Genomic DNA, 26,824 nt, shown 5'->3' with positions numbered 1-26,824 from the left:
CGGTTTCTCGGCGCCGATCCGGTGCGATGAACTTGCATGTTCCTTCGCCACGCGGCGGGATACGCATGATGTCCTACCCTGTCATGGGCAGAAGAACTGTCTCATAAGTAATAAAACGCGGTTTTCGCACTGGCGTTCCTATTGCCCCGTCGAGAGCCGTTCGACATTCGCCGTGACGATCTTTCTATAATGATCAAGGACGTGACTGCAGTCGCCGCCGCGGACGAAAATTGACCGAGCCTCTGCCGCCGCGTCCAGCTTTTCCGTCACCATGAGAAACATCTCGTCCGGAGTGCCATTTCCCGCCGCTATCTGCCGCAGCCGGATTTCCATGACCTGGAAAGCATCGGCCATAAGCGCCAGCGCTGAAAACCAGAAAAGCATTGTTCGCTCCGAACTGAATTTGGGCGGGATCAAATGCCCGCTCGACGAGATACCAAAGGTAAGCGCCCTCCACGGCGGGGGTTCCTAAACGGGACGGGCGGTTCGCCTTTTCTGTGCTGGAGGTGCAAGCATGCGATGCAGGGTTTTCGCGTTAGCGGGCGCATGCGCGTCGTAGTCATTGTTAAAATAGATCCAGGCTCGCTTAGCGCCACTTTCCCTGATCCTATCCGCCCACTTCAGAAGTTCTTCGTCCGAATAATTGTGGCGGTACCAGCGCTCAGGCCCATGGAGGCGAACGTAAACCTCATCCGCCGTCCTTACGAGTTCGTCTGGAAGACGTGGCCCGCTGCAGGAGCAGAAGATGATCCCGGCCTTGCGAAAGGCTTCGTAGACCTCCTCGTTCCACCAGCTCTTGTGCCGAAACTCGACGACGTTACGGCGGGCGGGATCGAGCTGGCTTAGGATCGCATTCAGGCGCGTCTTGGTGTAGCGGAAGCTCGGCGGCAGCTGGAAGAGGAAGCATCCCATCTGCGCGCCGAGGATATCCGCGATCATTCCAAAATCCCGCACGAGTGTTTTCGTGCCTGTGAACTTTTTGATATGCGTAATGAGCTCGCAGACCTTGACGGTGTAAACGACATTCTCGCCTCCCGGCTGGCGACGCCAGGCCTGTACGCCAGCGACCGTCGGCCACGAGTAAAATGAGGCGTTTATCTCAACAGTGTCGAATACGCCCGCGTAGTGCTTGAACCATTCGGGCTGCGGCACCCCGTCGTAAAACTGGTCGCGCCATTTCCAGTAGCGCCACCCCGAGCAGCCGACATAGACTGACGCCTTCAGGCCGGGCGGAAGCTTCACGTCATCCGCTTCCATCTTCAGGCGGGCTTTATGCATCTTGGCTGCCCTCAGAATGTTATTTTCGCGCTGCTTCTCGCGCCGAAGCCGGCGCCGCTCACGCCATTCCTCTAACGTCAGCTTCTCCTTCTGAATTGGTGTCTCTCCGCGCGGCATAATCTCTGCTTTCCGAAATACCTAACGCAGGAACCGGCACTCTAAGTTCCGTGTTGGACAGACCGTTCCAACGAGTGCGGAAAGTAGTGCGATGAACATAGACGTGTTGATAGTCGGGGGCGGCCCCGCAGGTTTGAGCGCCGCACTCATCCTGGGGCGATGCCGCCGCACCGTACTCGTCTGCGATGACCGGCAGCAGCGCAACCGGGCTTCAAAGGAAATCCACGGACTCCTCGGGTCTAACGGCCGCTCCCCCGCGCAATTTCTTCAGGAGGGACGGGAGGAGCTCATGCGCCATGAATCTGTATCGATGCGACAGGCGCGGGTGACTGAGATGGAACCTTGCGAAGACGGGTTCAGGTTTGCCTGCGAAGACGGAGTAAGTGGCATTGCCGCGAGGGTCCTGCTTGCCACCGGCATTGTTGACGAAATACCTGACCTTCCTGGCATTCATGCTCTCTACGGAGTCTCCGTGCACCACTGCCTCTACTGCGACGGCTTCGAATACGCAGGTCAACCTGTCGCCGCCTACGGAAAGGGCGACAAGGGCGCGGAGCTAGGCATCATGATGAAATACTGGATAGACGATATTGTCGTGTGCAGTGACGGCACGGAAGTCAGCGCAGCCGTTGTGAAAAGACTTGAACAGCACGGTATTTCGTTGCGCACGGAACCTGTGCGCGAGCTGCACGGCGCAAGAGGTATACTTTCGACAATCGCCTTTGAAAACGGACCTGACCTTTCCCGCACGGGAATGTTTTTTTCTACTGGATGTCATCAAGGCTCGGATCTGCCTCTGCGCCTCGGTTGCAAGCGGGACGAGAAGGGAGGGGTCATTACCGACGCTCTGACCGAAGAAACCACAGTGCCCGGGCTCTATGTCGCAGGCGATGTGTCGCGCGACGTTTTGCTCGTCGCCGTTGCCATCGCGGAAGGCGCAAAGGCGGCCGTTGCGATCAATAAGGCGTTTCTCCGGCGTGACGGCTTCTGCAACTAGAATCGGCTTGCTTTGCGCAGCGCCTGCTCAAGACGTCCTTTCACCTTCTGCCAGCGCTCTTCCTCGGCTTCGGCGCGGTGCTCGATTGCCGCGCGATCCTTGTCAATCTCTAAAGAATTTTCCTCGTGCTCACGTCTTGCGTCAGCAAGCGCCGCCTCAGCCGTTTTTATGGCGGCCTGCCGCTTCGCGGTTGCCTTTGCCGCCGCTGCTTCTTCCTTCTCGCGCTCTTTCTCGCGCTTCAGTCGCTCTTTCTCGAACGTTGCCGCGGCCCGGCGCCCCGCCTGTTTGTCCATTTTTGGCGGTTCGGCCCCGTTTGCCGCCCTTCCGATGTCTTGGCGCCTGCGGGCTATGTCGAGGTGTATCCTGGACCGGCTGCGTTGTTTGCCCGATTTGAAGCCTCCCTGCTCGCGACGTAGCGGTCACGGAATGATGCGCCCTTCGCGCAACCGCGCAAACAGTTTGAAGAAGCTGTCGTCGGTCGCCTGGTAGTCCAGGAAGCCAAGCTGCCGGCTCTTGCTCATGTCGGTCACCACTTCGATCGGACGCCCGAGATCGGCATCGGTGTGCCAGGTAGAGGCAAGCCTGCCGAGATCAGGCTCAGCCAGACGATGCTCACGGGCGATTTCGACCCAGATCGGACCGGCATCGATCAATTGGCGCGCCAGCGGAATTCCTTCGCCGGCATACCGCGCCGGCGGGATCCCGAACCAATCGGCCAGCCGGGACCACATCCAGCTCCAGCGGAAGACGTCGCCATTGACGATGTTGAAGGCGTGGTTGCGCGCGGCCTTGGTCGTTGCGGCCCATTCGAGATGACGCGCCAGCAGTGTCGCATCGGTCATGTCGGTGAGACCGTTCCACTGCACAGCCGACCCCGGAAACGAAAACGGCCGCCCCGTTTCCCGGCAGATCGTCGCGTAGACCGCAAGCGTAACGCCCATGTTCATGGCGTTGCCGACGGCATAACCGATGATGGTGTGTGGCCGGTGCACGCTCCAGCCGAAGTCATCGCGCTTCGAGGCCGCGAACACTGCGTCTTCCTGTGCGTAATAGAAATTCTCGATATCGAGCCTCGGCTGGTCCTCGCGGAACGGCGTCGCCGGCAGTTTGCCCTTGCCATAGGCTTCAAACGGACCGAGATAATGCTTCAGGCCGGTGACAAGTGCGACGTGCCTGACCGAGCGAGCCGTCGCGACCGCATCCAGCACATTGCGCACCATTGCGGAATTGACGCGGATGTTCTCCGCCTCGGTTTGCTGCCGAAGCCAGGTGCTGAGAAAGACAGCGGTGGGTCTTAATCCCTGCAGAGCCGAATCAAGCGCAGCCGGATCGAGGAGGTCGGCGGCAACCGGGGTGAGGCCGTCGATGTCGGCCGGCGGCCGCCGGGCCAGCCCGTGGACCTGCCATCCCCGCTCGAGGAGGTGCCGGGCGAGATTATTGCCGACGATACCGGTGGCGCCGACCACAAGCGCGGAGCCTGCCATGTTCCCTCATTTCCCATTCCGTGATCCATATCAGATAGGGACGAGGCGATGATCGGCGAGATATTTCTCGCAGGAGCCGATCACTGTTGCGACATCGCAAGCGCATCCAATTGGATAACACTTGAAGGCGTGGTCGGTGGCAGGGGGGTGGCCCAGTTTATCTGGATTGTACCGCTGATCTCGCCTCATGCTCCCAATGTGCCGTGACGTCGGCGCCCGTCCTGTTCAGGTGCACGTGCTGATCGACGCGACCGATCCAGGTCGTCGGGATGAAATGATGATGTTCGCCATCCGGCGAGCTTTGCCTGGTCAGCTTGATCTTCGCCCCGTCGAGATGGTCGACTTTTCCCACCGATTTATGATCGGACGAAATGACATCCATGTGTTCTCTCACCTTGGAGACGTCTGACATTGAAGGCTCCGTCTTCGCATCGACCAAAACGCGGGGCGAGCTCTAGGGTTGCAAAGCCGTGGTGGCCGTCCGAGGGTTCCGTCGCCGCGCCTGGGTCTGCCAAGGGGCCAAACGGAACTTCGGCAACACCGATGGATTGCCGTGGGTCGCCCGACGTCGAAGACGCCGGCGAACCCTCTCGACATGCAGGAGCTGTCAATGATCCTCCCAACGGATACCATCGTGGCCGTCGCCGACGGAGAAAAGCTGAACCTCTTCCGCAACACCGGTACCGAGACACAGCTCACCCTGGTTGCCGCTCCACGAGAGGATGTCGAGGCCGCCAGTGGCAGCGGTGGGCACAATAACAGTTCAGCGAACCCCGATCAGAGCCAGGCGGAGGAGGATGGTTTCGCCTCGGGCATCGTCGGCATGTTGAACTCCCAGGTGCTCACCAACAAATTCAACGACATCGTCATCATCGCCGCACCCAAGACGCTCGGTGAGATGCGTAAGCACTACCACAAGAAGCTGCACGAAGCTCTTGTCGGCGAAATCGCCAAGGACCTGACAGGTCATTCGATCGCAGACATTGAAAAGACGATTGTCGCGGCTTAGTAGGATCACGAAGCAAATGGCGGTTTGATGAGGCGGGAGCCGCGCCCAAATTGCCTGATCAGGACGACGAGAGGAAATCGGAGGCGGCTGCCGGGATCGGCCTGCCTGATCGTCACGCTGAGGGGCCGGTCCGCATCGTCAGTTTCGACCTCCCCGGCAATTGTTGCGCAGCGGCGGCGTGCGGCAGGCTGGCTTCAGGGCGGAGCTGCTGGAAAGGTTTACGGGGCGCACGCATGCTCCGGTTCTGTTTCAGGACGGTGAGGCGCATCAGAAGCAGCGCAGCGCCACCGCCCGGTTCTTTGCGCCCAAAGTCGTCGCGACCCGTTACCGCCAATTGATGGAGAACCTGAGCGATCGGTTGGTGGAGCGCTTTCGATCGGCCGGTCACGCCGAACTGGATGCCATGAGCCTCGAATTGGCGGTGGCCGTGGCCGCCGAGATCGTCGGGCTCAGGCAAAGCGATCAGCGGGGCAGGTCGCGCCGGTTGAACCGCTTCTTCGCCGCAAGCGGATCGCAGCGGGGTTGGCGCTCAGCGTTCGTGGGGTTTGCGCTTGGCCAATATCGGATGCTCGCCTTCTACCTTCACGACGTGCGGCCGGCGATCCGCGTCCGCCGCGCTGGGCCGAGGGAGGACGTGATCTCCCACCTGATCGAGCAAGGATACCGAATCGCGAAATCCTGACCGAGTGCATGACCTATGCCGCAGCCGGCATCGCGACCACCCGCGAGTTCATCAACATGGCGGCCTGGCATCTGTTCGAGCGCGAGGATCTGCGAGCCAGGTTTCTTGACGGCAGTGAGCAGGTCCAAGTGGCGATCCTGGAGGAGATTCTCAGGCTGGAGCCGGTGGTCGGCGCGCTCTATCGCCGCACGGAGCGCGAATTGAAGTTGGATGAAAATGGCGCAATCACGACCCTCGCGGCAGGCACTCTGGTGAAGATCGACGTTCGCGCCATGAACTCCGATCCCGTCGCGTCCGGTGGCTGTCCGTTCAAGCTCGATGCCAATCGCGATGTGAGGGCAAGCAAGGCCTCCGCCAGCCTCATGAGCTTCGGAGACGGCCCTCACAAATGTCCCGGCGCGTCGGTGGCGCTGCAGGAGACCGCGATCTTTCTGGATCGCTTGCTTCGTGTTCCGAATATTCGCTTGACGCGTCCGCCGACGGTAGGCTGGAACGCCCTGATCTCAAGTTATGAGCTGCGAGGTGCGCAAATTGCAAGCTAGGCTGGTTGATTGACGGGCCGGCTGTAGGACTTCGTCAGCACTTGGGGCACGTGTTTCCGATATTTGCCAACGCCGCGTGCGCGGCTGCGATCGCTTCTTCCGGCTATTCGCTCATCCGCTCGAACGAACCACGCGGACGACCTCAATCAGCTCAGGCCGGTGGATGAGGATCCCGACGACGGCGAAGAGCAGAAGCACAGCCGAAGCCATGATCGCGATCCAAAGTCGATCCATGAGAGCAATCCGACCTCCAGAGCTGCGTTCCTAACCCAGTCTGGCGAGACGGTCGGCCCCCGGTCCCACCACTTGAGTATTCCGAGGTCGTCGCCGGAGTCCTGGCAGCGTCAGATCCTGACTGGATCAAACCAGAGCGTCATCTGATAATCGATGGTGAGTTCCTCGCCGGCCATGATCGCCCGCTTTGCAATGACATCGATCAGCAGTCCGTCAATGTGGCGCACAAAGTTGCAATTCGGGACATAGGAATGGCTGAGCAGGCTGGTATATCCAAGCGCGATCGCTGATCTACCCTGGTGGTGATATAGATCCTGCTCTGTGGTGTTGTGCTCCCACATGAAGACATAGGTGAATATCACCGTTCTATCGACCACAGCGCGATCACCAGCCGGGATGATAAGAACCGGCGATCTCTCGATCAGTTGTCCGGCTTGTATGTCTTCGAGGGCGACGACGCCGCGCCCCCGTTTTCCGAAGTCCGCGATAGCCAGCGCACCGCGCGTCGCGACGGGCGTTGGTCTCGATATTTCAGCCAGTTGTTGCTCGCTCATACCATTGCGAACCGTGGCCCGCTTGCTTTGTTCCTAATAGGAACGCCATCTGGCTGCGATGGTTGAGCCGTATGCAACTCACCTCCCATACGATGATGGACGCCGGACTTAACTCGCTGATCCTGTTTCTGCGCGGAGCAGGCTATGAATTTGTCACGCCCACCCCGGCTACGCATGATCGGGTCAACAGTCGGCCAGGGCGGCGGGAGGCGACGCTTTTAACCGACGTGTTCGGTTGGAGCAGACCCTTCGGACGAGCCCTCCTTCCATCAGCCCTGTTCGAGACTTTGCGGGACAGCGGCGTCGTTCGCGAATCGGAAGGCGGCTGGAGGAGCACAGTGCGTGCGTCGACGTTGCAGGGTGAGATACTCCTGCATTCCGCGTTCCCAACGTTGTCCCCGGAGGCCGTATTCTTCGGGCCGGATACCTATCGGTTTGCGAGGGCGATTAAAAGCCATCTTCGTCCAGGGACGCGCCCGCTGCGACGGGTCGTGGATATCGGTTGCGGTGCTGGAGCTGGAGCAATTGTCGTTGCCAAGAACGTGGCCTGCGACGAAATCCTCATGGTTGACATCAATGAAGGGGCTTTGCAGCTGGCGCGGCTGAATGCGAAGGCCGCCGGCGTCGATGCAACCCCGCGGTGGAGCGATCTGCTCACGAATGTCGAGGGCCAGTTCGATCTGATCGTGGCCAATCCGCCTTATCTCAATGATCCACTGCTCCGTGCGTACCGACATGGCGGAGGCGAGCTTGGCAGTGGTCTTTCACTTCAAATAGCCGAGATCGCCAAAGCCAGGTTGTCCAGGGGCGGATCGCTGTTGCTGTACACGGGTTCGCCAATTGTGGACGGCAAGGACCGTCTTCTCCGGGCCGTGGAGCAGAGCTTTGGAAACTCCGACCTGATCTGGTCTTACGAAGAAGTGGACCCGGATGTGTTCGGAGAAGAACTCGAAACTGAAGCGTACAGCTCGGTCGATCGAATTGCGGCTGTTGTCCTGACGGCGCAAAAGCCGGGAGAGACCACATGTTAGATAGACTTTCGTCACCAGTCGATCGGGAGAGAGGCTCGCAATTTCAGCTCAATCGCCTGAACGCCCTGCGCTTCAACCCGGCCCTGCCTTCGTCGACCTGGGAGGATGATGTGTCCGAGGCCGCCGCGCTCTCGATTGTGGAGGGCGGCATCATCGAGCTCGCCCGAAAAGCGGTCGCAGCCCGGGCGGCGTCCGCTCCGGCCGATGCGGACGAATTCATCGCCTGGTTCGAGGAACTGAAAGAAAACGGCCCGGGACAGAACGACCCGTTGTTTCCCTGGCTCGCCGAGCAGTGCTCTATGGAGCAAATGAAGTGGTTCTTGACTCAGGAAGTTGCCGGCGAGGCCGGTTTTGAGGATTTGACAGCGTTGACGCAGTTGAAGTTGCCGGTCCAGCCCAAGCTCGAACTAGCGCGAAACTATTGGGACGAAATGGGGCGTGGAAATCCCAAGGGCATGCATGGTCCACTGTTGCATGCCTTGTCCGAACATCTCGGGCTCGATCCGCAGCCGGAAACGACCGTCACTGAAGCGCTGACATTGGCCAACACAATGGCTGCGCTCGCAGCCAACCGTCGGTACGCGTATCATTCGGTCGGCGCACTCGGCGTGATCGAAATGACTGCGCCCGCGCGCTCGGCTGCGACTTCCGCCGGCCTGAAACGCCTCGGCGTGAGAGCTGGAAATCGGCACTATTTCGCGCTTCATGCCGTGCTTGATGTCAAGCATTCCTCGGCCTGGAATGCGGAGGCCATCAAACCTCTGGTCCGGCAAAATTCTGCGGTCGCGACTGCAATTGCCGAAGGTGCGTTGATGCGGCTGGAGTGCGGAGCGCGTTGCTTCGAGCGTTACCGATCCGAATTTCGGATTTGAGCGCAATGCGCTTTCTCGGTATCGGCGACAGCTGCGATCTCGGCGCTTTGTATATGAGGCTTGTCGCTGATGGTCACGAGGTCAGGACCTACGTCGGTGAGCCGCTGGCTCAGGGCACGATGGCGGGCCTGGTCGATCGCGTGACCGACTGGGAGGCCGAACTCGACTGGATTGGAGCGGCCGGAGAGGATGGCATCATCCTGTTCGAGAACGTGGCCAAATCGCGCGGGCAACTTCAAGATCGGCTGCGCAAGGATGGATTCAACGTTATCGGCGGCAGTGCGTACGGTGATCGGCTGGAAAACGATCGGGCATTTGGCCAACGGATTCTTGCCGACATTGGGCTCCAAACCGCCCGGGTCGAAGAGTTCACCAGCTTGGTCGACGCCGAGCACTTCCTTGCGCGATATCCCGGCCGCTACGTCCTGAAGTTCAACGGAACGAATTTTGGCTCGAGAGACAATTATGTCGGGAGGCTGTCCAGCGGACAGGACTCGCTGGCTGTGCTGCAGAGCAAGGCATCCCAGTTTGGGGAAGGTGACAGTTTCATATTGATGGAATATGTCGAGGGCGTGGAGATGGGGGTTGGCGCCTATTTCGATGGCCAGTCGTTCGTTGGAAGAGCCTGCCTGGATTGGGAGCACAAGAGGTTCTTCCCCGGAAATCTCGGCGAGCTCACTGGCGAAATGGGAACGATTGCGACGTTCGATCGCTCGGAGGTGTTTTTCGAGCGAACTTTGAAGCCTATGGCTCCGCTGCTGTCTGCGGGCGGCTATTGCGGTTACATCAATCTCAACACCATCGTGAACAGGTCCGGCATCTGGCCCCTCGAGTTCACGTGCCGGTTTGGCTATCCGGGTTTTGCAGTCCTTGGGCCATTGCAGGAAACTCACTGGGCTGACCTGTTCGCAGCCATGACGGGACGACCGGGCCGGGTGCAGATGCGCCCTGGATTTTGTGCTGCTGTTGTCCTGACGACGCCTCCTTTCCCCTATGATCGCAAGGCAGTGGATGAACCCGTTGGGCTACCCGTGATCTTCGATGGGGGACTAACGCCGGATGAGTTGGAGGGCCTCTACTATGGCGAGGTCGGCGTGTCGAATGGCCGCCTCGTCACATCGGGCCAGTACGGCTGGACCATGGTGGCAACCGGAACGGGGACGACGATCGGAGTAGCGCGCGAGGGTGCCGTTGCACTGGCCGACAAGGTCGTCGTACCGAACCTCCGGTATCGACGTGATATCGGTTGCACCCTGATCGATGGGGATTTCGCGCGGGTGGATGGCCTGGGCCTGCTGGGATAGGGTCGCAGCGATCGAAAGGACACGTTCCCAGGAATAATGCTGCGCGTTCCTCGGCCAGCGCGTGCTCGGATATTGCCTTCACCGCAACGACTTGGCGGAAGGCCGTGCGTGCCTCACGCTCAACCTTGCTGATCAGCCGGCGGTTGGTATTCACCAGCCGGCTTTGTCACCCTCGATCCAAACGCTCTTCGAGAGTTGGGTCAGTTCTTGTTCGTCGGCCGGGCATCTCGCGCCACCGCTCCGCCCTGAGACGCTTATGGTTTCTTGGAACTCCGGATCGGCGTGGCTGTCCGCTATCGTTTGCCGCGCCCCGATAGGATTTTGAGCTCCGCCCATGCCCAAGGGAGCGGTCGCCCCGGTCGCGTCGGCGAAAGCTCGCATTCGGGGCGGCGCAGTGCGGTGGAGATGACCGATTGGCATGAGCTCGAGGAAAAGCGTTTTGCGAGGCAGGTCGCGGCTGCGGCAGAGCGTCTCCTGCGCGCGGAACATGCGCCCTCCCTCATCGTCGTCGCGCCGCCCCAGCACGCTGGTGGAGCTTCGTTCCGCTTTTCATGACGACGTCAAAGGGCGGATCGTCGCCGAACTCGCCAAGAGCCTCCCCGGGGACTACGTCGGTGCCCGGCTAGCTTCGATAAGCGCGATGGATACTGCCATGCGCGAACTCGATTTGATTCCGCCTGGGGGCATGTTGCCGTCGGTTGTTCAGCCGAGAGATGACCACCGATTGACCACCGAAACCCCGTGAACGAACGGCGATAGAGGTGGTCAATCGCAACCAAACTTCATTGTTTTTATTAATCTTTTCGTGTGCTATTTACGTTCGGGACGCAGGGGTCGCAGGTTCGAATCCTGCCACTCCGACCAAGATTTCCTTAGTTTTTTTCGTCTGATTTCGGTCCTCGGTCAAGCTGACCACCGTTTTTGCGACCGAAACATACCGGCCCTTTTGGCAGATGCCGCGCCCTGTATGTAGCCGGGTGATGGTGCCGTAGGTGTCCTGCAGCAGCTCGGGGGTCATCGCAAGGAACCCGGCCCCCCTCCCAGATTGGCACGCCACGCTGCATCAGCCAGTCGCGGCGGTGTGGCGCAAGACGTGCGGGGTGAGCTTACCCGGCAGGCCCACGGCCGTCTTGAACCCCTTCTTCACGGATGCAACCGGCTTGCCGTTGAACTCAACGAAACAGGTGGGGATCAATTTGCGGTCCCGCCAGCGACGCAGGTGAGCGAGCAGCCGGGGCGGCATGGGCGCCGGCGTCTGGCGTCCCCCAGACATCATGGCCTCATGCCCCTGACGCGTGGATTACCGGCCAGCTATTGCTTTGCCGTAGCGGGGAAAATGAATGATTGATCTTCGATATCCTGGTCCGGGAGTTGATGGACGCCTGCCATAACATGCAGGTCTGCGAGGGATGGCATGGCCGCGGCAGATAGCTGGACTGACTGAGGTTGCCATCTAAGGACGACGGTCGAAGCGACAATCACCGCCAGAACGACGAAAGAAGCGACCAAGAAACGGGTCATCAAACGTCTCCTACTTCTATGTGGGCAACAAAAAGGTTCAATAAGCGACATTGCCGCTAAACGCGGGCACTCGGCTCGGCAAACGCTGTAGCAGCGGACTCTTGCACGAACGTTTCAAGGACAGCGGCGGCACCGAGCGCGACGATGGCGGCGAAGAAACAGGCAATTGTGAAAACGCGCATGTCGTTGATCCCTGCATTCGGAACGTAACACCTGATTTGTGCATCTCTCGTCAAAACGCCGTGGTTAGCCCGGAAGCGCGAACGCCTCCGCCTCGATATCGATAAATGTCCGTCCGAGCGCGCCAACGGACGCATAGAAACCCGCCGAGCTCGCTCGCTCGAGATCAGCGAAAAAACGTCTCATCCAGCGTGAAACATGCTGATCAAAGAAGATTCTCTCGGCGCCCGCTGGCGCTGGAATGCTCCCGCCCGCCAAGCCTGCCATGATCTCACAGAGAAATCCCGCGTGGTCTTCGGGCTCCGTACGCTCCGGAGCCTTTTCGAGGCCGAGATCCCCGAGAGTTTCCCGCAAGCGTGCAAGCGGACGGCCATACAGCGTATCGGACAGGTAGTGTGACGCATAAGGCAGCAGCGCGCCCTTGCCCAATCCTGCAAAGAGGGCAAAGAACTCGCGCGACGCCGCCTGCTCATTTGTCCGCCGCGCCGCGTCCGCCAGCGCAACGTGCGCGATGCCCATTGGACTGGCATCGCCGCGCAGTGCGGAGATGCGGCTCAGCAGATCCCCGTCCGGGCTGCGCGTCAGCAACGTCGCCAACAGCGCGTATTCCTGCGATCGGGCAAGGTCGAATTCATCGACGGTGCGCACTGAAGCAATCCTTGAGGCTGCTAGCGTGGCAATGCACTGCCATGACGTCGTGCTCGCTGTGAGGGAAACACTGTTGTGGCAAGACCGTCAGCCTGCTCGGCAGGATCCCGATCCTCAGCCGTCGGTGTCGCGGCATCATCTGGTAACGATCGAACTGCCGAGGCCGTTGCTTCGAGGGCTGGCTGTTCGGAGTTGACGAGGTCTTGCCGTACCGAATCGATCGGCGGTGGTACGTCCGCAAGCACGTCCTGGACCTGTTCCAGGCCCTTCGAAACCTGTGCGACAAGATCGGCAATTTTGTCCGTTGGATTGAGCGGACCGAATCCCGGAATGGCGTTGGGGTCATTAAAATCCCACTGGTTCTCCGCGATCCCTATGAAGTCGCGAATCGTTGGATCGGTTGCCCAGGCTCGGCGCAATGCTGCGCGGGTCAATTCGACCGGGACGCGGGTGTTCAGGAACGCCGCGATGTCGGTGTGAGCGGTAATTGACTCGATTGACGGCAGGCTAGCGAGATCGAAGGGGCGGTCGGCCTCGCCATCCCCCAACTCGGTAAGTTGCTCGCTGTCGGCTGGATCAGCTTCGGCGTCTCGGCTCTTCGACGCCTGCTTGAGACGCACCCAGCGAAGGAAAGCATTACGGTCTGGCACTGTTCTGTCTCGTGTCCTGCACTGAGGTTGCTAACGATTGCGCTGCCGTTTGACGAAGGGGCGATCGACATGGTGCTGGGCAATGAAACCGTCGATGATTTCGGAGATGCCAATCGGCATCGGCACGGCTTCAATCAGATTGCTGCCCGCGTCGGTGAAGGCCTCGCCCTCCGCAGGGTCGGCGGTGACAGCGAGTAGATCGTAAGGTGGTTCGGAGCCGGTGGGGCGCAGATTGACCCACAGAGTGGGCGAGCCTGATGTCAGATTTTCGCGATAATTGGTGGTTTCGGTGCGATGCAGCTCGATCACTGCGTCACCTGCATAGAACAACGTGACCTCGCCTTCGGCACCAATCGGAGTCCACGGCTTTGCGGACGGCTCGCCCGCAAAGACAGCGACGGGCCGCCACAGAAAATCGGCCCACGCGCTCTTCGCTTTGCGTCGTTCGATTGCAACACCGACAGCAATGCGTGCAAGACTTGTCGATATCAATTTCCCGTCTCCAACCGAAGCGCGTCTCCGATACAGGTCGCCTTTTGCGGCATGCGGAGTATATACTCTGGGGATGATCCGGCCAGTAGGAGGCCGCTCAATGTTGGGAGCCGCAGGATATCGTGACCCTCGTTCCTGAAACCGGCAGGCGCCTCCTGATCTGCTCATGCGAAGGAACGATGCCGCTCGATTCCGATGCGATCGGCCGCGGCTGCCACGGCAAAATAACGGCCGCGACGCAGCTCTGCGGTGCCGAGCTTGGGCGATTCAGAGCGATCGCAGCCGAAGATGGTCCGCTGACAGTCGCCTGCACACAGCAGGCGATGCTGTTTTCGCAGGTTGCGGCCGAAAATAATCGTGCGAATTCGATAAAGTTTGCCAACATCCGCGAGACCGCCGGATGGTCCGATGATGCCGACCGCGCGGGACCGAAGATGGCGGCGCTGCTGGCCGCCGCGACTGAAGTCGTCGCGCCTGCGCAAATGGTCCAGCTGGAGAGCAGTGGAATCATCCTGATCTACGGCCGCGACGAGGCCGCGATCGAGGCCGGCGATTTGCTGAAAGAGCACCTCGACGTCACCGTGCTGATTGCGCCGCCAGCCGCGCTCGCGCCGCCGCGTAGCGCCGACTATCCGATCGCCAAGGGACGGATCACGAGCGTCAAGGGGCATTTGGGCGCGTTCGACGTCTTGGTCGACGACTTTGCCGAGGCGGCCCCGTCCTCACGCCGCGCCCTGGCATTTGGTCCATCGCGCAACAACGCGCGTTCGACGTGCGACATCGTCCTCGACTTGACCGGCGGGCCGGCGCTGATCCCAGGCGACATGCGCGACGGTTATCTGCGTGCCGATCCCGGTCATCGCGCGTCTGTTCTCCAGGCCGTGCTGAAGGCGCGCGACCTCGTCGGTACCTTCGAGAAGCCACGCTACATCACCTTCGACGCCGGGCTTTGCGCCCATTCGCGTTCGAAGCAAACCGGATGCACCCGCTGCCTCGATTCCTGTCCCGCCGGCGCGATCACGCCCGCGGGCAACCATGTGGCAATCGATGCCGACATCTGCGAAGGCTGCGGCCAATGCGCGACGGCCTGTCCGACCGGCGCCGCGTCCTATGCCCTGCCGCCGGAAGACGCGCTGGTCAGGAAGTTGCGTACGATGCTGCTCGCATACCATCAGGCGGGCGGTGAGCGGGCTGTCATGCTCGTGCACGACGAGGTCCACGGTTCGCCGCTGATCGACGCGCTGGCGCGGTTCGGCGACGGCTTGCCCGCGAACGTGGTGCCGTTTGCCGTCAACGAGGTTACGCAGGTCGGGCTTGAGAGCATCATCGCAGCGTTTGCCTATGGCGTGTCGGCGGTCCACTTTTTGCTGCGCGCCAAGCCGCGCCACGACGTCTCCGGCTTGACGCGAACGATCGCGCTGGCCGATCCAATCCTTGCCGGCCTTGGCTTCGGCGAGGGGCGCCTTTCAGTGATCGCGACCGACGATCCGGATCGCCTGATCGAGGCGCTCCGCGCGGCGCCGGCCCACGCACCAGCTCCGCGCCCAGCAAGCTTCCGCCCGGTGGGCGGCAAGCGCGATGTGCTTCGTTTTGCGCTGGCCGAACTGCACCGCGCGGCACCTGCCCCCGTCGATGTCATTCCGTTACCGGACGGAGCGCCGTTCGGCGCAGTCGAGGTTGATACAGCGGGCTGCACACTTTGCCTCTCTTGCGTATCGGTCTGTCCGACGAGTGCCCTGCGCGACGACCCCGAGCGCCCTGCGTTGCGTTTTGTCGAAGACTCCTGCGTTCAGTGCGGACTGTGCCGGACGACGTGTCCGGAGAAGGTCATCACGCTGGTCCCGCAAATCGACTTTCGTGCGAGCCGGGCGCCAACCCGGGTACTCAAGGAGGAGGAGCCGTTTTGCTGCATCCGCTGCAGCAAGCCGTTCGGCGTCAAGAGCAGCATCGAGCGCGTGGTAGCGAAGCTCGAAGGCCAGCACTGGATGTATTCGGGGTCGGCGCACAGGCTCGACGCAATCAAGATGTGCGGCGACTGCCGCGTCGGCTTCGTCGCCGAGCAAGGTTTTGAATCTTATGGCGCACCTAGCCCGACCGTCCGCACGACGGACGACTACCTGCGTGACCGGGAGACACAACGAGACCCGGACGGCAGCTCCAACTGAATTGCCTGGCTGGAGGAACGCTATCGCTCTATTCAGCCGGCGTGGCCGAAGCCTGGCGGCTTTCCGCTTCGAGCTTCTCGGCGAGCCAGCGGTCGTGATGCTCTCTCGCCCAGTTGATATCGACCTCGCCGGTGCCCATGGCTTCGAACGCGCCTTCCATGCCGAGCGTGCCGATATAGATGTGTCCCAGGATCAGCGCGATGAACAGGATTGCGATGACGGCGTGAGCGACCTGGGCGATCTGCATGTCCGCAATGTCAGTGCCGTAGAAGGGAAACAGCAGCACGAATCCCGATGCTGATACCGCAATGCCGGCTGCGACCGACAGCCAGTAGACCATTTTCTCGCCGAGATTGAATCGTCCCGCAGGCGCATGCTTCGACTTGATGAAGCCGCCGCCCTGCTTGACCCAGTCAATATCTATTCTCTTGAAGAGATTGTCCCTGAAGAAGAGCAGCGTGATCAGAACGAGGCCCGCCACGAAGGCGAAGCTCGTGAAATTGTGTATGTACTTCGCGATCTGGGAGATGTCGGAGAAGGCATCCGGGCCGACGAGCGGTCGCAACAGGATCTTGCCGAAGGTGACGTTCAGGCCGGTCAATCCGAGCAGCACGAACGAGACCGCTGTCAGCCAATGCGCGAACCGCTCGAAGGCCTTGAAGCGGACGATCGTCTGGCCGGAGCGCCCCGACTCGATGCGAAGCCGGCCCATGATCAGATAGGCGAGCGCCAGCACGGCAATCATGCCGACGATCACCAGCGCGGCTCCCCAGTGCAGCAGGACCTCGTGGAAATAATCCCAAGTCCGTCCCGCCGGCTGCATCAGCACGCCGGCTTTGACATCGGGAATGTCGATCCGGCCCTGGATGCGCGGCGCTTGCTCGAGAAGCGTCTTCTGGCTGGTCACACTGGCGGTCGGATTGGGCGCCCCATCCGGACCGAGCTTCTGGGCGAGCACCGAGGCTGTCGTGAGACAGAACAGCACCAACAGAAGCGCTGCGAAGCGAATGCGTGCGAAAGGCGTCATCACGGATACCCAATCTTCGTCCCTGATCGTCGTGTTGGCGCAGGTCCCTTTACGTTTTGACGTCCTCGTTGTAGGCGGTCGTCCAGCCCCAGGCTCCGGAGCCGTAGCCGCGCGTCTCGACGCGCTCCTCGTAGAGTTGCGCGATGATGTCGCCATCGCCGGCCAGGAGTGACTTGGTCGAGCACATCTCGGCGCACATGGGCAGCTTGCCTTCGCCGAAGCGATTCGATCCGTATTTCGCATATTCTTCCGCGCTGCCCGGCGCCTCCGGCCCGCCGCCGCCAGCACAATAGGTGCACTTGTCCATCTTGCCCCGCGAGCCGAAATTCCCGACCTGGGGATATTGCGGCGCGCCGAACGGACAGGCGTAAAAGCAATATCCGCAGCCGATGCACAAATCCTTGTTGTGCAGGACGATGCCGTCGTCGGTCGGATAGATGCATTTGACCGGACACACCGACGCGCAAGGCGCATCGGTGCAATGCATGCAGGCCATCGACACCGACCGCTCGCCTGGCTTGCCGTCATTGATGGTGACGACGCGGCGTCGATTGATGCCCCAGGGTACCTCGTTCTCGTTCTTGCAGGCGGTTACGCAGGCATTGCAGTCGATGCAACGGTCCGCATCACACAGGAATTTCATGCGTGCCATTGGTCCAACCTCTCATGCGGCCCTGATCTGACAAAGCGTGGCTTTCGGCTCCTGCATGCCGGTGGCAGGATCATAGCCATAGGTCGTCAGCGTGTTCACGCTCTCACCGAGCACGATGGGATCGGCTCCGGCCGGATATTTCGCGCGAAGATCGGCGCCCTCGTACCAGCCGGCGAAATGGAAGGGCATCCAGGCAACGCCCTTGCCGACGCGTTCCGTCACCTGCGCCTTCATCCGGGCTCGTGAGCTGTTCTCCGCACCGGTCACCCAAACCCAGCCGCCATCGACGATGCCTCGCTCGGCTGCGTCCGCCGGATTGATCTCGACGTACATATGCTGCTTCAGTTCGGCGAGCCATTTGTTGGAACGCGTTTCCTCGCCGCCGCCTTCGTATTCGACCAGACGGCCCGAACTCAGGATCAGCGGGAACTGCTTCGAGATCGCACGGTCGACGGCGGCCTTCTGCACCGAGAAGCCGATATTGGGCACACGAAACTGCTTCGCGTCCGGCAAGGTCGGATAGTCCGCAACGAGGTCGGGACGCGGCGTATAGATCGGCTCGCGATGCACCGGCACCGGGTCAGGCAGATTCCACGCAATCATGCGGGCCTTGGCGTTTCCGTAAGGCGAACACCCGTGTTCGATCGCGACCCTCTGGATGCCGCCGGAGAGATCTGTCGACCATGACACCTTGTCGGGATCGGCCGGATTGATGCGCCCGATCACCTCGCGTTCCTGCGCGGTGAGATCCTTGTCCCAGCCGAGTTTCTTCAGCACGCCCAGAGTGAACTCGGGATACCCGTCCTTGATTTCGGAACCAACGGAGTAGGAGCCTTCTGCGAGTAGATTGTCGTGATCTTCCCGCTCCACTTCCTGCCCGTTCTCCATCACCTTGCGTTTCACGACGCGCTCGACCCCGAACCGCGCGCGGAAGGTGCCGCCGCCCTCCTTCACCGGAAGATTGGTGTTGTAGAGGATCGGCGTCCCGGGATGCTTGAACTCCGGCGTACCCCAGCACGGCCATGGCAGGCCGTAATATTCTCCGCCGACCTCGGGATCGTCCTTTGGCGCCCGCAACGTCACCAGATCGAACTTGTGCTGGTTCCTCATGTGCGCCTTGAGCCGCTCCGGCGACTGCCCGCAATAGCCCGTCGACCATCCGCCGCGGTTGATCTCGCGCAGGATGTCTTCCGCCGAAACTGCGCCGTTCTCGACCTTGATGTTCTTGAACATCAGGTCGGCAAATCCAAACTTGCGGGCGAACATGTACATCATGTCGTAATCGTTCTTCGCCTCGAAGACCGGATCGACGATTTTTTCACCCCATTGCAGCGAGCGGTTGGAGTTGGTGCGCGAGCCCTCCATCTCGAAGCTCGTGCAGGCCGGCAGCAGGTAAGTGCCGTTCTTGCGCTCCGACAGAACCGACCACGCGGTCGGATAGGGATCGCAGACCACCAGCAATTCCAGCTTCTCGATGCCTTTCACGGCCTCCGGCATCCGGGTGATCGTATTGACGCCGTGTCCCATGATGAACATGGCCTGCACCGGATTGGGCTGGCTGATCTGGTCCTTTGGCAACAGGGTCGCGTCGAACCAGCGCGTGCTCGGAATGCCCGGCGTCTCCATCAGCTTCTTGTCGGGGAAACGCGACTTCATCCAGTCGTAATCGACCTCCCACACCCGGCACCAATGCCGCCAGGCCTCTTCGGCGAGACCGTAATACAACGGCAGCGAGGTGACATCGAGACCGAGGTCGGTCGCGCCCTGCACATTGGTATGTCCGCGGAAGATGTTGGCGCCGGCGCCGGGCTGCCCCATGTTGCCGGTGGCGAGCAGCAACAGGCAGCTGGCGCGGACATTGGCAGTGCCGGTGGTGAACTGGGTCTGCCCCATCGCCCAGATCAGCGTCGCCGGCTTCTGCGTCGCGAACAGCTGGGCGACGTGCTTGACCTGAGCCTCCGGCAGGCCGGTCACGCGTTCGACCTCCTTGGGAGGCCATTTCGCAATTTCCTTCCGGACCTCATCCAGGCCGTAAACACGCTGGCTGAGGAATTCCTTGTCCTCCCAGCCGTTCTCGAAGATGTGCCACAGCATGCCGTAGATCGTCGCGATGTGGGTGCCGGGGCGAACGCGGACGTATTCGGTCGCGTGTGCAGCCGTCCGCGTCATCCGGGGATCGACCACGATCATGTTGGCGCGGTTGAGCTCCTTGCCTTCGAGAATGTGCTGCAAGGAAACCGGATGAGCCTCGGCGGGATTGCCGCCCATCAACAAGATGGTCTTGGCGTTTCGGATGTCGTTGTAGCTGTTGGTCATCGCGCCGTAGCCCCAGGTATTGGCTACGCCGGTGACGGTCGTCGAGTGACAGATCCGCGCCTGATGGTCGGAATTGTTGGTGCCCCAGAACGCCGCGAGCTTGCGATTGAGATAGGCGGCTTCGTTGGTGAACTTGGCGGAGCCGAGCCAGTACACCGAGTCGGGGCCGGCCTTCTGACGGATATCCAGCAGCTTGTCGCCGATCTCGTCGATCGCCGTCTCCCAGGAGATCTTCGTCCACTGTCCGTTGACGAGTTTGACGGGATAGCGCAGACGCCGCTCGTTCAACAAATCGTCGCGAACTGCGGCCCCCTTGCAGCAATGCGACCCACGATTGATCGGACTGTCGTAGTCGGGCTCCTGTCCGATCCACACCCCGTTGGCGACCTTGGCGATCACGGAGCAGCCGACCGAGCAGTGCGTGCAGATATTCTTCCGGATCGTGACCGGTGCGCCGACAGGCGGTGGTGGACCAGCCTCGGCCTTTCGAACGCCGTGCAGCGCAATCTCACCCACCGCGACCAATGCGCCTGCCGTGATGCCCGAACGCTTCAGGAAAGCTCGCCGGTCCAAACCCGACGAAGGTCGGCCAGCTTCCGCGTTGGAGGGCTTGGCACGCTCCGTACGACGCTCGGACTTCCTGATCAGCACGGAGGTCTCCTATCGAGCGGCGGGATAGCCGTTGACGCGGTAGAAGTTCCTGACTTCCCGCGAGTCAGGTCGATAGCGAGCCTTGCGCTTTTGATCGAGGTCGACCGGCTTCGCAGAAACCGGTGAGCGTAACAGCTCGCCAACACTGACGGCGCCAACGCCGCCGATCGTCAGCTTGAGCAGGTCACGTCGAAGAAGCTTTCGCGGAGTGTCACTCTTCAACGAAGTATGCTCCCGTTTCAGGTTAGCCTGTCGATACGTTATCCGAGTTCGGCGTCGAACATCAATCGCAACCCTGTATTGCCCCGATTGCAAGGCCGATAAGTCTTCTATGTATGCCTCGGCGAACGGCACCAAACCACCCCGCGGCGCTGTAGCCTGCGCCAGGCTCCGAACATTGTCGTGCGAATTGGAAATGCGAAGATCCGCTGAAAGATTGCTCAACGGCATTTGCCTGGGACCAGTCCTCTGGCTGCATCAATCTCTAGGCATTTCTTTTCGGGGCCGATGAGGTGATCGAGTAACGTCAAAATGATCACCGCATATGCCACGACTTGTGCGGCAGCTTGGCCCGCGATCGCTCAGGATCGGAGCAAGTCATACTCGTCTTCGAGCACGTCCTGCCGGCCGTTGAAGGAACGAGAATGGCTGCTCCTGGTGAATTATCCTCTCGAGGGCACGGCTTTGCCTCATCGCCCCGCGGAGTCGGCAGCCTCAGAATCGCTCCGGCCGCACCACCTGAACGTCACTGACGGATACGAGGCCCACCTGCCGGGCGACGATGGCGAAGACGACCTGCAGCAGTTCGTCCAGCCGGGCCGCATCGACGATACACCAAAGCGCGAACATCCCGGCGGCATCGCCGATCTGGCCGTCCGCTTCCCATCGACCGGCTCGGCCGCGCCCGCCGGCGAGCGGAGCCACGGAGTAGCCACTCACGCCCGTGCGCTCGAGTTCGTCGGTCAATCGCTTGAGCACAGCCCGTTCGATCAGGATTTCGATCCGCTTCTTGGCGAACATCTGCATGCTGTCCTCATCGCGCGATCGTCTGAGCGGCGGCAATGTAGAGCGGGATGCCGACGATCAGGTTGAATGGGAATGTCAGGCCGAGCGAAAGCGTCAGAGCGATGGCCGGGTTCGCCGCGGGCAGGGCAAGCCGCATCGCGGCCGGGACCGCGATGTAGGAAGCCGATGCCCCGAGCGTCATCAGGATGGCGGTACTGCCTGCCGATAGGCCGATGAGCCATGCGAACAGTGCCGCGAAGGCTGCGCCGATGAGCGGCATCACCCAGGCAAACCCTGCCACGGCGGGAGAGAGCGATCTCCAGCCGTCCCGCAGTCCACGCCCGGCGATCAGGCCCATATCGAGCAGGAAGACGCAGAGGAAGCCGGGGAATGCATCCAGCAGGAAAGGCTTGAGCGAACTCATGCCGCGCTCGCCCGTGATGCAACCGACCACAAAGGCGCCGAGCAGGGCAACGATCGAGCCGTTCAGTGCGATCTCGCGCAGGAAATTTCCGGACCATTCGCCTTTCGCGCGGCCTTGCCCGCTGCGCGCGATCACGAGCGCCGAGAAGATCGCTGGCGTTTCCATCGCGGCTGCGACCGCGATCATGTAACCGTCATAGGGCAACGCGAGCTGGGTGAGCGCGCCCGTGATGGCAACGAACGTCACGGCCGATATCGATCCATAGTGGCCGGCCACGGCGGCAGCGTTGACATGGTCGAGCCCCGCGCCGTAGCGCAGCAAGGTGTAGGCGACGAACGGCAAGCCGGCCGACAACACGATGCCGGCTAAGATGGCCAGCGCCAGCCCCGACGTCACGCCCTGATGGGCGACTTCCGCACCGCCCCTGAAGCCGATCGAGATCAGGAGATAGAGCGAGAGAAAGCGTGCAATTGCCTCCGGCACGGAGAGGTCTGAGCGGCCAAGCGAGGCGCCGAGACCCATGCCGAAGAACAGCACCGAAGGTGACACGAGATTCTGGACAGCGAGCGCGAGCAAGGGACCTCCATCGGGCTGGGACGAACGGTAGCTGCATAGCTTTTCGCTGGCATTTGACAAAATTGATAGTATCAAGGGTCATCATTGAAAAAGGCAATGATGATGCCCCGTTCGCGCCTGAACCTCGATATCGACCTCATCAGGTCCTTCGTGACCATCGTTTCGATGGGCAACTTCACGCGCGCCGCGCAGGCGCTCGGATTGCAGCAGTCGACCATATCCCTGCAGATCCGTCGGCTCGAGCAATTGGTCGGCGGCAAGTTGCTCGAAAGGTCGCCGCAAGCGGTCGCGTTGACCGCGGAAGGCGACACGTTCTTCGAGTATGCGCGGCGCATGCTGGATCTGAATGACGAAATGGTTGCGCGCATCCGGGAGCCTGCGATGCGTGGCCTCGTTCGCCTTGGTGCGCCCGAGGATTTCGCGACCCGCCATCTTCCCGACGTGCTCGCCAGGTTTGCCCACGCCTATCCTCAGGTCGACCTCGAAGTGACCTGCGATCTGACGATGAATCTCATCGAGCGCTTTCGCAAGGGTGCTTTCGATCTGGCGCTGATCAAGCGCGAGCGGTCGATCGAGATTCACGGCACGCGCGTGTGGCGCGAGCCGCTTGTCTGGGTGACGGGTGGTGTCGATCTCAGGCAAGGCGTCCTGCCGCTGGCAGTCTCGCCAAAACCCTGCGTCTACCGGAAACGCGCAACCGAGGCGCTCGATCGTGCCAAGCGATCATGGCGGGTCGCCTACACATGCGGATCGCTGGCCGGAACGCTCGCCGCCGTCCGCGCCCGGCTTGGCGTGACGGTGCTTCCCAAGGACATGGTGCCTCCTGATCTTCACGTCGTGGACGGAAGGCCGATGCCCGACCTCAAGGACACGGAGATTGCGATTCTGGAGCGCGACCGTCTCCCGCTGCCCGCGCAGCGGCTCAAGGACTTCGTGATCAAGACCCTGAGTTGAATCCGTCACGAGGCACCGTCAAAAGCCCGAATTCGCACGGCACGGCGGCGGCGAGCGCGGCACTACGACGCGGGTACGGCGATGACAGCGGTTTTCCGAGCCGTTGCTTCGCCGAGACAATCCGACCCAGGTGGATATTTGAACCGGCCGGTGATCCAGCCGTCGCGGCGCTTCGTTTCGTGGGAGTCGATCGTAACTGATCGGACGATGGATGCGCGGTATCGCGCGCACCCATCGCGTCGGCATGGATGAAACACACCTGGAGAATTTGATGACGCCCGCAATTCGTTCGTTCGTAGCCGGAGCGGCCATGGTCGCCGGCCTGCTTGGCCCTTCCGTCGCGCGCGCCGCAGACATCGTGGACACCGCGGTTTCCGCCGGTTCATTCACCACGCTGGTGACGGCCGTGAAAGCCGCCGGTCTTGTAAATACGCTCAAGGGCAAGGGCCCGTTCACGGTGTTTGCGCCTAACGACGCGGCCTTCGCCAAGTTGCCGCCCGGAACGGTTGAATCGCTGTTGAAGAACAAGTCCAAGCTCGCGGCGGTTCTGAAGTATCACGTCATTCCCGGTCGCGTGAAGGCCGCCGATGTCGCCGGCAAATCGCTCAATGTGGCGACCGTTCAGGGGCAGACCGTCGCCGTCGACGGAAGCCTCGGCGTCCGCGTCAACGATGCGCACGTCATCCAGCCGGACATCGAAGCGTCGAACGGTGTCATTCACGTCATCGATACGGTGCTGCTGCCGCCGGCGCGCGCGAAGAAGATGCACCACTAGGACGGTCCATGACCGCGCACCTGGCCGCTACGGCGGCCGGGTGTCGTGATGACCACTTGCTGCGCTGCGGATGTCGCTGCTCGCGCGGAAGAGCTTACCGTCGCGCCACCAGCACGCCCGCCATGAACGCCACCATCAACGCCGGCAGCGGGGCGTCGCGTACCATGCGGCGCACGATGTCCGGCCAGTGCTGGTCGGAGGATCGCCCCGGTGATCGCAAATCACCCGAAGGCTCGATGCCCCAGTTTGACGCGAGCTCGGCGATCTCGCTTTGTGCCAGACGTACATCGTCGCGGACGCGGTAGATCGCGGTCTCGGAGCGGTCGCGCGGCGCCAGCAGCATCAGCGTGGTCACGGCCGTGCGCAGCGTCATTTCGCCATAGCCTTGCAGCCGCACCTGCTCTTCGGGGTCGGACGTCATGCCAAATTCCTCACTGCGCCAAATTCTTCACAACGCCAAATTCTCACAGCGCGAAGTGGCGCGCGAAGGCGAAGGCCGCCGTCGCGCACAGGACCAGCGTGGACACTGCGCCGGCCACGCCGCGCGCGAGATGCGCTCGCGTCAGGTGTCTAGTCATGATCGTGCTCCATGCTCTGCATGGCAATGGCGGCGGCGGAACTTGGTTCCTTGCGCGCGAGGCGAATCGGCGGACGCCTTCTACTTCCGCAGCAACTCGCTCAACGCGGCGGTCGCCTCGGCGCAGCGGATGTCGTCGATCTCGCGCGACAGGCTGAGCGCACTCGCTCTCAGTTCTTCGAGCTTCCAGCTGTCCGGATGCTGGCTTTCAAGCTGACCGAGACGCTTGTTCAGATCGTCCAGTCTCGATTGGAGCTGCCCGATGCTGGCGTCCCCATTCACTTTCCAAACGCGTTGTGCACGCATCGTCGTTCCCCTGATAGTCTCACGGCCTTGTGAAAGCGGTTCGTGGCCGGAATGGGAGTTTGTTTTGTCCGGCTTCAGATCGTGGGGAACCGTTGCAGATTGGCAACGAAGTTCCGAGATGTGACGCGAGCCATCGCGCGACGCTGCACGATGATACCCGCAGGCATGGAATTTGATTGTGCCTCGTCACGTTGATGGGCCGAGCCGGCCTGTGCGCGGGGTGCGCTGCTCGATAGGTTCGGGCCCGACGCACTCCGAAAACGAAGGAATGACGCGTGACGAGATTTGTGACCATCGCGGCCGGCCAGCTCGGTCCCATCGCCAGGACCGAGAGCAGGACCGAAGTCGTGACCCGCCTGATTGCTCTGATGCGCGAGGCGAAGGCGTGCGGCTGCGACCTCATTGTGTATCCCGAGCTCGCGCTGACGACGTTTTTTCCGCGCTGGTATTTCGAAGATCAGGCCGAGATCGACAGTTTCTTCGAGCGCGAGATGCCGGGGCCGGAAACGCGAGCCCTGTTCGATCTCGCGCGCGAACTCGGTCTCGGCTTCTGCCTCGGCTATGCCGAGCTTGCGGTCGAGGACGGAATCGTCCGGCGCTACAACACGTCCATTCTGGTGGACAAGAGCGGCGCGATCGTCGCCCGATATCGCAAGGTTCACCTGCCCGGCCATGCCGAGCACGAGCCGTGGCGGAAATTTCAGCATCTGGAAAAGCGCTATTTCGAGCCGGGCAGCGGCTTCGGCGTCGTCGATGCCTTCGGCGGCGTGATGGGCATGGCGATCTGCAATGATCGCCGCTGGAGCGAGACCTACCGGGTGATGGGCCTGCAGGGGGTGGAGGTGGTGATGATCGGCTACAACACGCCCGTGCACAATCCGCCTGCGCCCGAGCATGACGATCTCTCGCTGTTCCACAACCATCTGGTGATGCAGGCCGGCGCTTATCAGAACGGCACCTTCGTGGTCGGCGTCGCCAAGGCCGGCGTCGAGGAGGGTGTCGACCACATCGGCGGCAGCTGCGTCATCGCGCCCTCGGGCGAGATCATCGCGAGATGCACGACCAAGGGCGATGAAATTGCGCTGGCGCGCTGCGATCTCGACCTCTGCAACTCCTACAAGGGTACCACCTTCAATTTCGACGTTCACCGCCAGCCGCAGGCTTATGGGATGATCGTGGAACGGAAGGGCGTGACGAGGATGGCGGATGGAACGGCGGTGTTGCCGAAGGGGTGAGCGCTTGTAGCCCGGGTGAGCGCAGCGATACCCGGGACAGTGCCCGTGAAAATCCGGATGTCGCTGCGCTCATCCGGGCTACCGACCGGTGCCTGTGTCGCCGCGTGTCAATCCGCCCAGGCAAAAATATTCCACTTTACCGAAATTCGGTTTCGGCGTATGTGTCGTCCATGCCGGCTCACCAAGAGGGGCGACTTGAGGTCGTCATGTTCGCGAGCCGGGCTTGCGGTGGACGCGGCAGCGTCGGCACGAGAGGTGCGGGCAGGGCGGGTAGTCCCTGTGAGCCCGAGGCTTCGTGCGGACGACGGCGCTGTCAGGCTTCGTCTCGCTCGTAAGTTTCCGGCTCCGTCGACAGGGCTGGAAAAACTGCGGCGACATGGCGGGCCGTGCGTACGGCAAACCGTGTGGTCCTGGCCGTCGTTGCCACGGTCAAGTCCTGCGAAGGTGCGAGCGAGCCCAACCGGGCAGACTGCATCATCCAAATTCGCGGGGCGAGGGAGGCCAAAGGAATGGTCGGCTCCCGGGAGATCACGGCATAAGCCGTCCAGCCATCGCGCAGGGAAGGC

The 26,824-nt window shown here is 61.5% G+C and carries 32 protein-coding genes; 12 read left to right on the top strand and 20 right to left on the bottom strand.

What is annotated here, in order from left to right; genetic code table 11:
* Positions 1–138: 138 nt before the first annotated feature.
* Both C7G42_RS33230 and C7G42_RS33225 read right to left on the bottom strand, forming a co-directional pair.
* Positions 139–384 (bottom strand): hypothetical protein, encoded by a 246-nt coding sequence (locus tag C7G42_RS33230; RefSeq protein ID WP_106953052.1) that lies wholly within the window; start codon positions 382–384, stop codon positions 139–141.
* 84 nt (positions 385–468) lie between these two features.
* A complete protein-coding gene (locus tag C7G42_RS33225; protein ID WP_106953051.1) occupies positions 469–1,395 on the bottom strand; it encodes a DUF72 domain-containing protein in 927 nt (308 codons plus the stop codon).
* A gap of 91 nt (positions 1,396–1,486) precedes the next feature.
* Between C7G42_RS33225 and C7G42_RS33220 the strand changes: the two genes are divergently transcribed.
* Positions 1,487–2,392: an NAD(P)/FAD-dependent oxidoreductase gene (locus C7G42_RS33220; protein WP_106953050.1), complete on the top strand. Its 906-nt coding sequence runs from the start codon at positions 1,487–1,489 to the stop codon at positions 2,390–2,392.
* Here the strand turns inward: C7G42_RS33220 and C7G42_RS33215 are convergent.
* The 3 genes from C7G42_RS33215 to C7G42_RS33205 form a co-directional block, all read right to left on the bottom strand.
* Positions 2,389–2,685 (bottom strand): hypothetical protein, encoded by a 297-nt coding sequence (locus tag C7G42_RS33215; protein WP_106953049.1) that lies wholly within the window; start codon positions 2,683–2,685, stop codon positions 2,389–2,391. The genes C7G42_RS33220 and C7G42_RS33215 overlap by 4 nt on opposite strands.
* Before the next feature lie 126 nt (positions 2,686–2,811).
* Positions 2,812–3,876, bottom strand: coding sequence for an SDR family oxidoreductase (locus C7G42_RS33210; RefSeq protein ID WP_106953048.1), 1,065 nt, complete (start codon positions 3,874–3,876; stop codon positions 2,812–2,814).
* Between the two features lie 157 nt (positions 3,877–4,033).
* On the bottom strand, positions 4,034–4,288 hold the full coding sequence (locus tag C7G42_RS33205) for a DUF2171 domain-containing protein (RefSeq protein ID WP_106953096.1): 255 nt from the start codon (positions 4,286–4,288) through the stop codon (positions 4,034–4,036).
* Positions 4,289–4,486: 198 nt separating this feature from the next.
* On the opposite strand from C7G42_RS33205, the gene C7G42_RS33200 reads away from it, so the two are divergent.
* The 3 genes from C7G42_RS33200 to C7G42_RS36000 all read left to right on the top strand — a co-directional run bounded on the left by C7G42_RS33200 (position 4,487) and on the right by C7G42_RS36000 (position 6,109).
* Positions 4,487–4,885 (top strand): host attachment family protein, encoded by a 399-nt coding sequence (locus C7G42_RS33200; RefSeq protein WP_106953095.1) that lies wholly within the window; start codon positions 4,487–4,489, stop codon positions 4,883–4,885.
* Positions 4,886–5,045: 160 nt separating this feature from the next.
* Positions 5,046–5,567 (top strand): cytochrome P450 family protein, encoded by a 522-nt coding sequence (locus C7G42_RS36005; RefSeq protein WP_245428115.1) that lies wholly within the window; start codon positions 5,046–5,048, stop codon positions 5,565–5,567.
* A gap of 8 nt (positions 5,568–5,575) precedes the next feature.
* Complete coding sequence (locus tag C7G42_RS36000; RefSeq protein WP_245428113.1) at positions 5,576–6,109, top strand: cytochrome P450; 534 nt, start codon at positions 5,576–5,578, stop codon at positions 6,107–6,109.
* A 344-nt stretch (positions 6,110–6,453) separates the two neighbouring features.
* Here the strand turns inward: C7G42_RS36000 and C7G42_RS33190 are convergent, their stop codons facing one another.
* Positions 6,454–6,897: an SET domain-containing protein-lysine N-methyltransferase gene (locus C7G42_RS33190; RefSeq protein WP_106953047.1), complete on the bottom strand. Its 444-nt coding sequence runs from the start codon at positions 6,895–6,897 to the stop codon at positions 6,454–6,456.
* 71 nt (positions 6,898–6,968) lie between these two features.
* Between C7G42_RS33190 and C7G42_RS33185 the strand changes: the two genes are divergently transcribed.
* From C7G42_RS33185 to C7G42_RS35995, 4 genes are all read left to right on the top strand, one after another.
* Positions 6,969–7,928 (top strand): methyltransferase, encoded by a 960-nt coding sequence (locus C7G42_RS33185; RefSeq protein ID WP_199581270.1) that lies wholly within the window; start codon positions 6,969–6,971, stop codon positions 7,926–7,928.
* On the top strand, positions 7,922–8,800 hold the full coding sequence (locus C7G42_RS33180) for an iron-containing redox enzyme family protein (protein ID WP_106953046.1): 879 nt from the start codon (positions 7,922–7,924) through the stop codon (positions 8,798–8,800). Before C7G42_RS33185 ends, C7G42_RS33180 begins: the two co-directional genes overlap by 7 nt.
* 5 nt (positions 8,801–8,805) lie before the next feature.
* Positions 8,806–10,104, top strand: a complete 1,299-nt coding sequence (locus C7G42_RS33175; RefSeq protein WP_106953045.1) for a phosphoribosylamine--glycine ligase — start codon at positions 8,806–8,808, stop codon at positions 10,102–10,104.
* Positions 10,105–10,386: 282 nt separating this feature from the next.
* Positions 10,387–10,659: a host attachment protein gene (locus C7G42_RS35995; RefSeq protein WP_245428131.1), complete on the top strand. Its 273-nt coding sequence runs from the start codon at positions 10,387–10,389 to the stop codon at positions 10,657–10,659.
* Positions 10,660–11,415: 756 nt separating this feature from the next.
* Here C7G42_RS35995 and C7G42_RS33155 read toward each other — a convergent pair.
* From C7G42_RS33155 to C7G42_RS33140, 5 genes are all read right to left on the bottom strand, one after another.
* Complete coding sequence (locus C7G42_RS33155) at positions 11,416–11,625, bottom strand: hypothetical protein (RefSeq protein WP_147250316.1); 210 nt, start codon at positions 11,623–11,625, stop codon at positions 11,416–11,418.
* A gap of 56 nt (positions 11,626–11,681) precedes the next feature.
* Positions 11,682–11,807: a hypothetical protein gene (locus C7G42_RS36190; protein ID WP_283809875.1), complete on the bottom strand. Its 126-nt coding sequence runs from the start codon at positions 11,805–11,807 to the stop codon at positions 11,682–11,684.
* Positions 11,808–11,871: 64 nt separating this feature from the next.
* Positions 11,872–12,453 carry a TorD/DmsD family molecular chaperone gene (locus C7G42_RS33150; RefSeq protein ID WP_106953041.1) on the bottom strand — a complete coding sequence of 194 codons (582 nt, stop codon included), beginning with the start codon at positions 12,451–12,453 and terminating at the stop codon, positions 11,872–11,874.
* A gap of 20 nt (positions 12,454–12,473) precedes the next feature.
* Positions 12,474–13,103, bottom strand: a complete 630-nt coding sequence (locus tag C7G42_RS33145; RefSeq protein WP_106953040.1) for a DUF3306 domain-containing protein — start codon at positions 13,101–13,103, stop codon at positions 12,474–12,476.
* A 30-nt stretch (positions 13,104–13,133) separates the two neighbouring features.
* On the bottom strand, positions 13,134–13,595 hold the full coding sequence (locus tag C7G42_RS33140; RefSeq protein WP_106953039.1) for a DUF3305 domain-containing protein: 462 nt from the start codon (positions 13,593–13,595) through the stop codon (positions 13,134–13,136).
* 179 nt (positions 13,596–13,774) lie between these two features.
* Here C7G42_RS33140 and C7G42_RS33135 point away from each other — a divergent pair, with 179 nt between their 5' ends.
* Positions 13,775–15,760: a 4Fe-4S binding protein gene (locus tag C7G42_RS33135; RefSeq protein WP_106953038.1), complete on the top strand. Its 1,986-nt coding sequence runs from the start codon at positions 13,775–13,777 to the stop codon at positions 15,758–15,760.
* Between the two features lie 28 nt (positions 15,761–15,788).
* On the opposite strand, the gene C7G42_RS33130 is transcribed toward C7G42_RS33135, so the two are convergent.
* From C7G42_RS33130 to C7G42_RS33110, 6 genes are all read right to left on the bottom strand, one after another.
* Positions 15,789–16,787: a formate dehydrogenase subunit gamma gene (locus C7G42_RS33130; protein ID WP_106953037.1), complete on the bottom strand. Its 999-nt coding sequence runs from the start codon at positions 16,785–16,787 to the stop codon at positions 15,789–15,791.
* A gap of 49 nt (positions 16,788–16,836) precedes the next feature.
* Positions 16,837–17,439, bottom strand: coding sequence for a formate dehydrogenase FDH3 subunit beta (gene fdh3B / locus C7G42_RS33125; RefSeq protein WP_106953036.1), 603 nt, complete (start codon positions 17,437–17,439; stop codon positions 16,837–16,839).
* A gap of 12 nt (positions 17,440–17,451) precedes the next feature.
* Positions 17,452–20,406 (bottom strand): formate dehydrogenase subunit alpha, encoded by a 2,955-nt coding sequence (locus tag C7G42_RS33120; RefSeq protein WP_106953035.1) that lies wholly within the window; start codon positions 20,404–20,406, stop codon positions 17,452–17,454.
* Between the two features lie 9 nt (positions 20,407–20,415).
* Positions 20,416–20,628: a formate dehydrogenase gene (locus C7G42_RS34930; RefSeq protein WP_147250315.1), complete on the bottom strand. Its 213-nt coding sequence runs from the start codon at positions 20,626–20,628 to the stop codon at positions 20,416–20,418.
* 492 nt (positions 20,629–21,120) lie between these two features.
* A complete protein-coding gene (locus tag C7G42_RS33115) occupies positions 21,121–21,432 on the bottom strand; it encodes a P-II family nitrogen regulator (RefSeq protein WP_106953034.1) in 312 nt (103 codons plus the stop codon).
* A gap of 7 nt (positions 21,433–21,439) precedes the next feature.
* Positions 21,440–22,411: a sodium-dependent bicarbonate transport family permease gene (locus tag C7G42_RS33110; protein WP_106953033.1), complete on the bottom strand. Its 972-nt coding sequence runs from the start codon at positions 22,409–22,411 to the stop codon at positions 21,440–21,442.
* Between the two features lie 96 nt (positions 22,412–22,507).
* Between C7G42_RS33110 and C7G42_RS33105 the strand changes: the two genes are divergently transcribed.
* Together C7G42_RS33105 and C7G42_RS33100 are read left to right on the top strand one after the other, a co-directional pair.
* Positions 22,508–23,365 carry a LysR family transcriptional regulator gene (locus tag C7G42_RS33105; protein WP_245428111.1) on the top strand — a complete coding sequence of 286 codons (858 nt, stop codon included), beginning with the start codon at positions 22,508–22,510 and terminating at the stop codon, positions 23,363–23,365.
* A 310-nt stretch (positions 23,366–23,675) separates the two neighbouring features.
* Complete coding sequence (locus tag C7G42_RS33100) at positions 23,676–24,140, top strand: fasciclin domain-containing protein (protein ID WP_106953092.1); 465 nt, start codon at positions 23,676–23,678, stop codon at positions 24,138–24,140.
* A gap of 94 nt (positions 24,141–24,234) precedes the next feature.
* Here C7G42_RS33100 and C7G42_RS33095 read toward each other — a convergent pair whose 3' ends face one another.
* On the bottom strand, positions 24,235–24,561 hold the full coding sequence (locus tag C7G42_RS33095; protein ID WP_106953032.1) for a hypothetical protein: 327 nt from the start codon (positions 24,559–24,561) through the stop codon (positions 24,235–24,237).
* Positions 24,562–24,798: 237 nt separating this feature from the next.
* On the bottom strand, positions 24,799–25,023 hold the full coding sequence (locus tag C7G42_RS33090) for a hypothetical protein (RefSeq protein ID WP_106953031.1): 225 nt from the start codon (positions 25,021–25,023) through the stop codon (positions 24,799–24,801).
* 275 nt (positions 25,024–25,298) lie between these two features.
* Here C7G42_RS33090 and C7G42_RS33085 point away from each other — a divergent pair, with 275 nt between their 5' ends.
* Positions 25,299–26,258, top strand: coding sequence for an N-carbamoyl-D-amino-acid hydrolase (locus tag C7G42_RS33085; protein WP_106953030.1), 960 nt, complete (start codon positions 25,299–25,301; stop codon positions 26,256–26,258).
* 313 nt (positions 26,259–26,571) lie between these two features.
* Here C7G42_RS33085 and C7G42_RS35635 read toward each other — a convergent pair.
* A partial coding sequence (locus C7G42_RS35635; RefSeq protein ID WP_210205720.1) for a hypothetical protein occupies positions 26,572–26,824 on the bottom strand: 253 nt, incomplete at its 5' end.

Origin of the sequence: Bradyrhizobium sp. MOS003, from assembly GCF_003020125.1 — a bacterium.
Lineage (GTDB): Bacteria > Pseudomonadota > Alphaproteobacteria > Rhizobiales > Xanthobacteraceae > Bradyrhizobium.
The sequence above is the reverse complement of the archived record's forward strand: the minus strand, read 5'-3'. Positions and strand labels throughout refer to the sequence as shown.